This is a genomic window from Streptomyces sp. NPDC033221 (assembly GCF_055577005.1).
On record NZ_JBVIQN010000001.1, the window covers coordinates 456,862 to 467,229 of the forward strand.

The following is a 10,368-nucleotide window of genomic DNA, read 5'->3' on the forward strand; positions in this document are numbered from 1 at the left end:
ATTCCCCTCGGGGCGGTGGTGGGCGACGGGTGGGCGGTCAGAAGCCATGACAGGCATTGTCTCAGGTCCGGGGAGGGGACCGGCGCGCGGCCGGGCAGCGGTGGGGGCACCGGGGGCGACGGACGGGGCGCACCGGGGGTGACGGGCCGGGCGCACGGAGGTACCGGTGCGGGCGCACGGGGTGCCCGACCGGGCGGTCGGCTGCCGGGCCCGTCCGCCCCTGGTCCCCGCACACCGGAGCTGGAACCGTGGGCCCATGACCGAAGCCGATGCCCCTTCGTCCGGTACGGCACCCGGATCAGCCCGGAACGCGTCCCCGACTTCCCCGCCGTCCACGCCGCCTGCACCGGGCCCGGACGCGCCATATCCCCTGGACCCCACCGGAGCCGGCCAGCAGGAGGCCGCCCGGGAGTTACGGGCCCGCGGCCCCGTCGTGCCCGTACTGCTCCCCGGCGGCGTCCTCGGCCACGCCGTCACCCACCACCACACCCTGCGCGACTTCCTCACCCACCCGGAAGTGGCCAAGGACACCTGCCACTTCGCCGCGCTGCGCGAGGGCCGCATCCCGCCCGGCTGGCCGCTCACCACCTTCGCGACCGTGGACGGGATGACCACGGCCGACGGCGCGGATCACCGGCGGCTGCGGGAGCCGGTCGTCAAGGCGCTCTCGCGCCGGCGGGTGGCGGCGCTGCGGCCGCGGGTGGAGCGGCTGACCGCCGAGCTGCTCGACGGCCTGCCCGCGCTGGCCGCCCAGGGCGGCGGGACGGTCGATCTCCGGCGCGCCTTCGCCTATCCGCTGCCCATGCGGGTGATCAGTGAACTCATCGGCGTGGGCGAGGAGTTCCGGGACCGGCTGCACGAGCTGTCCGGCGCGGTCGTGAACACCGCCATCGACCCGGAGGCGGCACTGGCGGCCAACCGGGAGCTGGTCGCGGTTCTCGGACAGGTCGTGGCGGCCCGCCGCGCGGCGCCGGGCGACGATCTGACCAGCGCGCTCATCGCGGCCTGCGAAGCGGCGGAGGCCCGGCTGAGCGAACGGGAGCTGATCGGCACTCTGTTGCTGGCGATCGCCGCGGGGCACCAGACCACGCTCGACCTGATCACCAACGCGGTACGGGCCCTCTGCGCCGACCGCGGCCAGCTGGACCTGGTCCGCTCCGGGCGGGCGGACTGGGCGGACGTGGTCGAGGAGACGCTGCGCCACGACAGTCCGGTGGCCAACTTCCCGTTCCGCTATCCGGTCCGGGATCTGGACGTCGGCGGCACGGTCGTCCCCCTGGGCACGCCGGTGCTGGCCTCGTACGGGGCGGCCGGACGCGATCCGCAGGCGTACGGGCCGGACGCGGATCGCTTCGACGAGACGCGGCGGCCCGCCGCCCGGCATCTGTCCTTCGGCTACGGGCCGCACGTCTGCCCGGGCGCGCCGCTGGCCCGGCTGGAGGCCGGTGTGGCGCTGCGGGCGCTGTTCGACCGCTTCCCGGATCTGGCCCTGGCCGCGCCGGAGGCGGACCTGCGGCCGCTGTCCACGTTCGTGGGCAACAGCGTCATGGAGCTTCCGGTACGGCTGGGCCGGGGCCAGGGGACGCCTGCACCGCCCGAGGGCGGTCAGGAGGGGTCGGCGACCAGTCCCGGCGCCGGGTAGGCGCCCATCAGCTCGGCCACCTCGGCGCGGATCGTGGTGAGCGCGCCCTCGTCGCCCGCGCCCGCGGCCGTCACGCCCCGGGTGATCCAGTCGGCGATCTGCGGCATGTGCTCGGTGCCCAGGCCGCGCGAGGTCAGCGACGGGGTGCCGATGCGGATGCCGGACGGGTCGAACGGCTTGCGGGTGTCGAACGGGACGGTGTTGTAGTTGACGACGATCCCGGCCCGGTCCAGCGCCTTGGCGGCGATCTTGCCGGGGACCTCCTTGGGGGTGAGGTCCATCAGGATCAGGTGGTTGTCCGTACCGCCGGAGACCAGGTCGAAGCCGCGGGCCAGCAGCTGTTCGGCGAGGGCCTTGGCGTTGGCGACGACAGCGTGCGCGTAGGCGCGGAAGGACGGCTGCGCGGCCTCGTGGAGGGCGACCGCGACGGCGGCGGCGGTGTGGTTGTGCGGGCCGCCCTGGAGGCCGGGGAAGACGGCCTTGTCGAGGGGCTTCGCGTACTGCTCGCGGGACATCAGCATGGCGCCGCGCGGGCCGCGCAGTGTCTTGTGGGTGGTGGTGGAGATGACGTCGGCGTGCGGTACGGGCGAGGGGTGGGCGCCGCCCGCGACCAGCCCGGCGATGTGCGCGATGTCGGCGACCAGGACGGCGTCCACCTCGCGGGCGATCTCGGCGAAGGCGGCGAAGTCGATGGTGCGCGGTACGGCCGTACCGCCGCAGAAGATCAGCTTCGGGCGCTCCTTGCGGGCCAGGTCGCGCACCTCGTCGAAGTCGATGAGGGCGGTGTCGGCCCGTACGCCGTACTGGACGCCGCGGAACCACTTGCCGGTGGCCGAGACGCCCCAGCCGTGCGTGAGGTGGCCGCCCATCGGCAGCGACATGCCCATCACGGTGTCGCCGGGCTCGGCGAAGGCGAGGTAGACGGCGAGGTTGGCGGGTGAGCCGGAGTACGGCTGGACGTTGGCGTGTTCGACGCCGAAGACGGCCTTGGCGCGGTCGACCGCCAGCCGCTCGACGAGATCGATGTTCTGCTGGCCTTCGTAGTAGCGACGGCCGGCGTATCCCTCGCTGTACTTGTTCTGGAGGACGGTGCCGGTGGCTTCGAGGACCGCGGTGGAGACGTAGTTCTCGGAGGGGATCAGGCGCAGCGTCTCGGCCTGCAGCCGTTCCTCCGCGCCGACCAGGGCGGCCAGTTCGGGGTCGGCGGCGGCGAGGGCGGGGTGGGGCAGGGGATGACTCATGAGGTCCTCCGGGGCGATCGGTGCGGGGCTTCGTTCCGTTCGTGCTCCCCGGGTGCCCAGGCGGGCGGCACCTCGTGGTGGTGGCCGTATTCCGACGGCCGCGCGCGCCGCTTCCTCGGGGTCGCTTCCCCGTGCGCCAGTCGCGGTGCGTGGGGCCAGTCTAGGGGGTGTGGCGGGCCCGGCCACGGGCTGTCCGGACACCCTCTTGTGGGGGGTGTCCGAAGCAACCTTTCTTCGCATACCGTCCGCCCAACGGGATTTTCTCGCCCGGGATCGCCCGCATACCGAACGGAGTCAATGGTGACCCCCACGACGTCCACGGAACGCAGCATCGCCGTCGCCGAAGCCCACAGCGCGCACAACTACCACCCGCTGCCCGTCGTCGTGGCCTCCGCCGAGGGGGCCTGGATGACGGATGTGGAGGGCAAGCGCTACCTGGACATGCTCGCCGGGTACTCGGCGCTCAACTTCGGCCACGGCAACCGCCGGTTGATCGAGGCGGCCAAGGCACAGCTGGAACGGGTGACCCTGACCTCGCGCGCCTTCCACCACGACCGGTTCGCCGACTTCTGCACGCAGCTCGCGGAGTTCTGCGGCAAGGAGACGGTGCTGCCCATGAACACCGGCGCGGAGGCCGTCGAGACGGCGGTCAAGACCGCCCGCAAGTGGGGCTACCGGGTCAAGGGCGTCCCGGACGGCCGGGCGAAGATCGTCGTGGCGGACAACAACTTCCACGGCCGCACGACCACCATCGTCTCCTTCTCCACGGATCCGGAGGCCCGCGCGGACTACGGCCCGTACACGCCGGGCTTCGAGATCGTCCCGTACGGCGATCTCGCGGCGATGGAGGACGCGGTCGACGAGAACACGGTCGCGGTGCTGATCGAACCGATCCAGGGCGAGGCGGGCGTACTGATGCCGCCGCCCGGCTACCTGCCGGGCGTCCGGGAGCTGACCCGTGAGCGCGACGTGCTGTTCATCGCGGACGAGATCCAGTCCGGCCTGGGCCGCACCGGCGCCGACTTCGCGTGTCAGCACGAGGACGTGGTGCCGGACATGTACGTACTCGGCAAGGCGCTGGGCGGCGGCATCGTGCCGGTGTCGGCGGTGGTCTCCTCGCGTGAGGTGCTGGGCGTGTTCCGGCCGGGCGAGCACGGTTCGACGTTCGGCGGGAACCCGCTCGCCTGCGCGGTGGCGCTGGAGGTCCTGGCGATGCTGCGGACCGGCGAGTACCAGCAGCGCGCCACGGAACTGGGCGAGCACCTGCACCACGAGCTGGGGCTGCTGGTGGGCGGCGGCGCGGTGGACGCGGTGCGCGGGCGCGGGCTGTGGGCCGGGGTCGACATCAATCCGGCGCTGGGGACGGGCCGGCAGATCTCGGAGCGGCTGATGGAACGCGGTGTGCTGGCCAAGGACACTCACGGCAGCACGATCCGGCTGGCGCCCCCGCTGGTCATCGGCAAGGAGGACCTGGACTGGGGGCTGGACCAGCTGCGGGCGGTGCTGGGCGGGTGACCGCGTTCCTCGCGGGGCCGCGCGGCGTGGCCCCGCGAGGAACGCCTCAGAGGATCACGTGCGGGATGAAGCGGGCGTACTCGTCCGTGATCAGCCCCGCCGACTCGCGGATGCCGAGCCCCGCCGACTCGTCCTCGACGACCCACGCGCCGAGCACCACCCGGTTGCCGTCGAAGTCGGGCAGCGGGGCCAACTCCTGGTAGCAGCACGGCTCGTCGCGTACGACGGGTGCCGCGCCCGGCTCGTGGACGGTGACGCCGTCGCCCTCGCGGCCGAGGAGCGGCTTGGCCACGTACCCGGGTGCGTCCGGTCCCTCCGCCAGCTCGCGCGGCCCGTCGAGGTAGGCGGGCAGCAGGTTCGGGTGGCCGGGGTAGAGCTCCCAGAGGATCGCCAGCAGCGCCTTGTTGGACAGCAGCATCTTCCAGGCGGGCTCGATCCACAGGGTGGTGCCGGTGCCGCCGCCGTTGTCGAGGGTGTCCAGGACGTGCGGGCCGAACGCGTCGGTGGCCAGCCACTCCCACGGGTAGAGCTTGAAGCAGGCCCGTATGAAGCGCAGCCGCTGGTCGACGAAGCGGCCCGAGAGGCCGTCCCAGCCGATCTCCTCGACCGGTATGGACACCGTCTCCAGCCCGGCCTGGTGTGCCGTCTCCTCCAGGTAGGCGACGGTCATCAGGTCTTCGCCCAGTTCGTCGCCGGCCGAGTGCGCGAAGTGCACCGGTGCGCCCGGCGGCAGCAGCTTGGCCTGTTTCCGCCAGGCGTCGACCAGCCGTTCGTGCAGCGAGTTCCACTGGTCGGCGCCGGGGAACCGTTCCTCCATCCAGAACCACTGCGGGCCCGCCGCCTCGACCAGCGAGGTCGGCGTGTCCGCGTTGTACTCCAGCATCTTGGCGGGCCCGGTGCCGTCGTAGCGCAGGTCGAACCGCCCGTAGAGGGTGGGCAGTTCGGCGCGCCGGCGCCAGGACTCGGCGACCAGGTCCGCCAGCCGCGGGTCCTCGATGCCGAGGTCGGCGAAGCGCCGGTGCTCGACGATGTGCGCGGCGGCCGCCAGGCACATGCCGTGCAGTTCCTCGACGACCTCCTCCAGCGCCTCGACCTCGGGCAGCGAGAAGGAGTAGTACGCGCTCTCGTCCCAGTAGGGGCGCAGCGAGTCGTCCGGGTAGCGGGTCAGCGGGTAGATCAGGCCCTGCGCCTCGACGGTCTGCTGCCAGCCGGGGCGCGGCTGCGCGGTGTGCCGCTTCACGTGCCCGTCCCCCGGGCCGGGCACGTTTCCGTACGCACCGCCGTCACCCGCCGCTGGAGCCGGAGCAGCCGAAGCCGCCGCGGTTGACGGCGGTGCTGTGGCTGAAGGTCCCGGAGTCGGCGTAGCGGCCGCTGACGTCGGAGCCGTAGTACCACTGGCCGTCGGCCTTCTGGCCGCGCCCGGCGGTGCCCTTGTTCTTGCCGGCGGACGAGCCCGCGCCGCCCGTACTGCCGGTACCGCTCGACCCGCTCCCGCTCTTGCAGGACTTGGAGTCGATGACGCGGTAGCCCTTGACCGCGTCGTAGCTGTTGCGGTCGACGCAGCGCTTGTCCGGTTCCGAGCCGCAGGACGTGAGCGCTGCCGCCAGCGCGCCCATGCTGCCCAGGACCACCGTGCTCGACCGCAGCCTCCGCCGGGCCTTCGAGTGCTCTGCCATCCCTGCCTTCCCCCGTACATCTGTGGCAACTGTTTTCGGCCAGCCCAGACTAAGGGCCGGAGGCCGGCAGGCCGCAACGGGCCCGCGCCCGTCACCGCGCCTACAGTCGATGTGTGCTGCTTGGGATGATCTGTGCGCTCGGTTCGGCGGTCTGCTTCGGTACGGCGTCGGTCCTGCAGGCGGTGGCGGCCCGCGCCACCGTCTCCGGAACCGGCTCCCGGTCGGGTGTGGACCCCAGACTGCTGCTGCGCGTCCTCGGCCAGTGGCGCTATCTGCTCGGCCTCGCCCTGGACGGCTGCGGCTTCCTCCTGGAGCTGGTGGCGCTGCGCTCGCTGCCGATCTACGCGGTGGGCGCGGCGCTCGCCGCCAGCCTCGCCGTGACCGCGGTCGTCGCCGTACCGCTGCTGCGCGTACGGCTCAGCCGGGCCGAGTGGGCGGCCGTGGCGGTGGTCTGCGGCGGGCTGGCGCTGCTGGGGCTCGCCTCGGGTGCGGAGGGGAAGGGCACGGGGTCCACCGCGCTGCGCTTCGGGGTGCTGGCCGTCGCGCTGGCGATCCTGGCCTCGGGTGCGCTGGCCGGACGGCTGCCCGACCGGGCGCGGGCGGCGGCGCTGGGGCTCGGTGCCGGGTTCGGCTTCGGCGTCGTGGAGGTCGCCGTCCGCCTGATCCCCGACCTGTCGCCGGCGTCGCTGGTGGCCAACCCCGCCGCGTACGCCCTGCTGGTCGGCGGCGGCGCGGCCTTCCTGCTGCTGACCTCGGCCCTCCAGCGCGGTTCGGTGACGGCGGCCACGGCGGGCATGGTCATTGGCGAGACGCTCGGGCCCGCGCTGGTCGGCGTCGTCTGGCTCGGCGACCGTACGCGTTCCGGGCTGGCGCCCCTGGGCATCGCCGGGTTCGCGCTGGCGGTGCTGGGCGCCCTCGCGCTGGCGCGCTTCGGCGAGGCGCCGGAGGTGCCGGGAGGGGAGGAGTTTGCGGAGCCTGCCGACCCGCCGGCCGGGGAACCGAACCCGGCCGCGAGCGGCCTACGGCGCGGGCGGCAGGACCCTTAGCAGCGCTTCCAGCGCCCCCGCGAAGGCATGGTCCGGCGGCCTGCCGTACGTCACGACCAGGCCGTCCCGCGGCACGGCGGCACCCGCTTCCGGGGCCGCCGGGTGCGCGAAGGTGCTCAGCCCCTCCAGGGCGAGGCCCTGCCAGCGGGCGGCCTGGACGACGGACTGCTCGGTGCCGGGCGGCAGTTCGAGGACGACGTGCAGGCCCGCCGCGATGCCGCTGACCCGGATGTGCGGCGCCTGTTCGGCCAGCGCGGCGACGAGCTGGTCGCGGCGGCGACGGTAGCGCAGGCGCATTCCGCGTACGTGCCGGTCGTACGCGCCGGACGCGATGAATTCGGCGAGGGTCAGCTGTTCCAGCGCGGAGGTCTGCCACTCCCCCGTGCTCTTGACGGCGAGCACGGGGTCGACGAGGTGGTCGGGGAGCACCATCCAGGCCAGCCGCAGGGCGGGGGCCAGGCTCTTGCTCGCGGTGCCGAGATAGCCGACCCGGTCGGGATCCAGTCCCTGCAAGGCCCCCACGGGCTGCCTGTCGTACCTGAACTCGCCGTCGTAATCGTCCTCCAGGACCAGGCCGCCGGTGGCGCGCGCCCAGTCGACGGCGGCGGCGCGGCGGTCGGGGTGCAGCGGTACGCCGGTGGGGAACTGGTGCGCCGGGGTGAGCAGTGCCGCCCGTACGCCGGGCAGGTCCGCCAGCCGTTCGGTGTCCGCGCCGTGCCCGTCGACCGGGAGCGGGGCGGCGCGCAGCCCGGCGCGGGTCAGCACGTCACGGTGGAAGGAGAGACCGTACGCCTCGGTGCCGACCCCGCGGACGCCCGCGTCCCGCAGCACGCGGGCGAGCAGGCCGAGGCCCTGCATGAACCCGGTGCAGACCACGACGTGCTCGGGGTCGGTCCGTACGCCGCGGGCGCGGGCCAGGTAATCGGCGAGGACGGTGCGCAGTTCGGGGCGGCCGGGGGACGGGCCGTAGCCGAACGCGTCGCTGGGGGCGGCGGTGAGGGCGCGGCGGGCGGCGGCGAGCCAGGCGGCGCGGGGGAAGGCGGAGACGTCCGGGGTGCCGGGCCGCAGGTCGTAGCGCGGGCGGTCGGGCACCGAGGCCCGGGCGGAGGGGCGGCCGGGCGGCGCGGAGCGGGACGGTTCGGCGCGGCGGGCGACGCGGGTGCCGGAGCCCTGCCGGGCGCTGAGCCAGCCCTCGGCGACCAGTTCGGCGTACGCGTCGGCGACGGTGTTGCGGGCGATGCCGAGGTCGGCGGCGAGCGTACGGGAGGAGGGCAGCCGGGTGCCGGGCGCCAGGCGGCCGGTGCGGACCGCGTCCCGCAGGGCCCGCGTCAGGGAGGCGCGCAGCCCGCCGGACCCGGCGAGGTCCAGGTGCAGGTCGCGGCCGAAAGTGGCCCAGGAATCGTCCATGTGAATGGACCATACTCGTGCGCCATTGGCGGCGTAGCGTCACTGGCATGACGACGAACACACAGCCGGCGGGGCATCGGCCGCGTACCGCCATCGCGCGTAACGCGCCCGAGGTGTACCGGGCGATGGTCGCGCTCGACGCGGCGGCCAAGAAGGGCCTGGACCCGGCACTGGTCCACCTGGTGAAGATCCGCGCCTCGCAGATCAACCACTGCGCCTTCTGCATCGACATGCACATCAAGGAAGCCCGCAAGGAGGGCGAGACCGAGGAGCGCGTGTACCTCCTCAACGCCTGGGAGGAGGCCGGCGCCCACTACACCCCCAAGGAACAGGCCGCCCTCGCCCTCACCGAAGCCGTCACCGTCCTCACCGACGGCTTCGTACCGGACGCGGTGTACGAGCGGGCCGCCGCCCACTTCGAAGAGGGCGAACTGGCCCAGCTGATTGCCCTGATCACCACTATCAACGCGTGGAACCGTTTCGGCGTGACCACCCGTATGACCCCCGGACAGGCGTGATGACGACCACCAACGACTCGGCCCGCCTCAACTTCTACAAGCTGGCCCCGGGGGTCTACCAGCCCCTGCTGAACGCGCACATCGCCGCGAAGAAGGGCCTGGGCGACGACGTCCTGGCCGAGCTGGTCCTGATCCGCGCGTCGCAGATCAACCACTGCGCCTTCTGCATCGACATGCACATCAAGGACGCGCAGAAGGCCGGGGTGTCCGAGGAGCGCATCTATCTCCTCAACGCCTGGGAGGAGGCCGGCGCCCACTACACCGCCAAGGAACAGGCCGCCCTCGCCCTCACCGAAGCCGTCACCGTCCTCACCGACGGCTTCGTACCGGACGCCGTCTACGAGCGGGCCGCCGCCCACTTCGAAGAGCGCGAACTCGCCCACCTCATCGCGCTCATCACCACCATCAACATGTGGAACCGCATCAACGTCGCGGTCCGCCAGCCCATCGGGGGTGGCGCGTGACCGCTGCGGCCCTGCGCGCGCTGCACCACGGCCGGGCGGCGGACGATCCGCTCGTCCTGCCCGGCCCCTGGGACGCGGAGAGCGCGCGGATCTTCGCGGCAGCCGGCTTCCCCGCCCTGGCGACCCCCAGTGCCGGGATCGCGGCATCCCTCGGGTACGAGGACGGCAGCACCCCGCCGGACGAGATGTTCGCGGCGGTCGCCCGGATCGTACGGGCCGTGGACGTGCCGGTGACGGCGGACCTGGAGGCCGGGTACGGGCTGCCCGCCCGGGAGCTGGTGGAACGTATCGCCGCGACGGGCGCGGTGGGCTGCAACATCGAAGACACCGACCCTGGCACCGGGACGCTCACCGACGTGGACCGGCAGGCGGACCGGCTGGCGGAGATCCGGGCCGCGGCGGGCGGGGACCTGGTGATCAACGCCCGTACCGACGTGTTCCTGCGCGGCGCGGACGGCGGGACGGACCTGGCGGCGCAGGTCGAGGAGGCGGTGCGCCGCGGGCTGCGGTACGCCGCCGCGGGCGCCGACTGCGTCTACCCGATCCTGGCGCCGTCGGAGGTGCTGCGGGAACTGGCGGACCGGACCGGGCTGCCGGTCAACGCCATCGCCGTACCGGGCGGCCCGTCCCCGCGCGAGCTGGGCGTGGCGGGCGCGTCCCGGGTCACCTTCGGCGGCGGGCTGCACCGGCGGGCGATGGACTCGGTACGGGCGACGGCGGAGGCGCTCCGTACCGGCTGAACCGGCGTGGGGGGGGGGGGGGGGGGGGGGGGGGAGAACCCCACCCCCCCCCCCCCCCCCCCCCTGCCCCACCAACCCCCGTCCCAAACCCCCCCACCCCCCCCCCCCCCCACCCCCCC

The 10,368-nt window shown here is 73.7% G+C and carries 10 protein-coding genes; 6 read left to right on the forward strand and 4 right to left on the reverse strand.

The window, feature by feature from the left end; translation table 11 throughout:
* Positions 1-256: 256 nt before the first annotated feature.
* The gene (locus ACZ53K_RS02080; protein ID WP_468830711.1) at positions 257-1,642 is read left to right on the forward strand and encodes a cytochrome P450 family protein; all 1,386 of its coding nucleotides are present in this window, start codon (positions 257-259) and stop codon (positions 1,640-1,642) included.
* Here the strand turns inward: ACZ53K_RS02080 and ACZ53K_RS02085 are convergent.
* Positions 1,606-2,883 (reverse strand): serine hydroxymethyltransferase, encoded by a 1,278-nt coding sequence (locus tag ACZ53K_RS02085; protein WP_468830714.1) that lies wholly within the window; start codon positions 2,881-2,883, stop codon positions 1,606-1,608. The genes ACZ53K_RS02080 and ACZ53K_RS02085 overlap by 37 nt on opposite strands.
* A gap of 297 nt (positions 2,884-3,180) precedes the next feature.
* On the opposite strand from ACZ53K_RS02085, the gene rocD reads away from it, so the two are divergent.
* A complete protein-coding gene (rocD, locus tag ACZ53K_RS02090) occupies positions 3,181-4,398 on the forward strand; it encodes an ornithine--oxo-acid transaminase (protein WP_468830717.1) in 1,218 nt (405 codons plus the stop codon).
* Positions 4,399-4,444: 46 nt separating this feature from the next.
* Here the strand turns inward: rocD and ACZ53K_RS02095 are convergent, their stop codons facing one another.
* Both ACZ53K_RS02095 and ACZ53K_RS02100 read right to left on the reverse strand, forming a co-directional pair.
* Positions 4,445-5,638: a glutathionylspermidine synthase family protein gene (locus tag ACZ53K_RS02095; protein ID WP_468830720.1), complete on the reverse strand. Its 1,194-nt coding sequence runs from the start codon at positions 5,636-5,638 to the stop codon at positions 4,445-4,447.
* A 43-nt stretch (positions 5,639-5,681) separates the two neighbouring features.
* Positions 5,682-6,074, reverse strand: coding sequence for a hypothetical protein (locus ACZ53K_RS02100; RefSeq protein ID WP_468830723.1), 393 nt, complete (start codon positions 6,072-6,074; stop codon positions 5,682-5,684).
* Positions 6,075-6,199: 125 nt separating this feature from the next.
* Between ACZ53K_RS02100 and ACZ53K_RS02105 the strand changes: the two genes are divergently transcribed.
* The gene (locus ACZ53K_RS02105; RefSeq protein WP_468830831.1) at positions 6,200-7,120 is read left to right on the forward strand and encodes a hypothetical protein; all 921 of its coding nucleotides are present in this window, start codon (positions 6,200-6,202) and stop codon (positions 7,118-7,120) included.
* Here the strand turns inward: ACZ53K_RS02105 and pdxR are convergent.
* Positions 7,094-8,527 (reverse strand): MocR-like pyridoxine biosynthesis transcription factor PdxR, encoded by a 1,434-nt coding sequence (pdxR, locus tag ACZ53K_RS02110; RefSeq protein WP_468830726.1) that lies wholly within the window; start codon positions 8,525-8,527, stop codon positions 7,094-7,096. The two genes, ACZ53K_RS02105 and pdxR, sit on opposite strands and share 27 nt — an antisense overlap.
* A 47-nt stretch (positions 8,528-8,574) precedes the next feature.
* Between pdxR and ACZ53K_RS02115 the strand changes: the two genes are divergently transcribed.
* Genes ACZ53K_RS02115 through ACZ53K_RS02125 form a run of 3 tightly spaced genes read left to right on the forward strand, consistent with a single transcriptional unit; the run spans position 8,575 to position 10,249 of the window.
* A complete protein-coding gene (locus ACZ53K_RS02115; RefSeq protein ID WP_468830729.1) occupies positions 8,575-9,045 on the forward strand; it encodes a carboxymuconolactone decarboxylase family protein in 471 nt (156 codons plus the stop codon).
* Positions 9,045-9,509, forward strand: coding sequence for a carboxymuconolactone decarboxylase family protein (locus tag ACZ53K_RS02120; RefSeq protein WP_468830732.1), 465 nt, complete (start codon positions 9,045-9,047; stop codon positions 9,507-9,509). The genes ACZ53K_RS02115 and ACZ53K_RS02120 overlap by 1 nt, the downstream gene beginning before the upstream one ends.
* The gene (locus tag ACZ53K_RS02125) at positions 9,506-10,249 is read left to right on the forward strand and encodes an isocitrate lyase/PEP mutase family protein (RefSeq protein ID WP_468830735.1); all 744 of its coding nucleotides are present in this window, start codon (positions 9,506-9,508) and stop codon (positions 10,247-10,249) included. Before ACZ53K_RS02120 ends, ACZ53K_RS02125 begins: the two co-directional genes overlap by 4 nt.
* Positions 10,250-10,368: the final 119 nt, after the last annotated feature.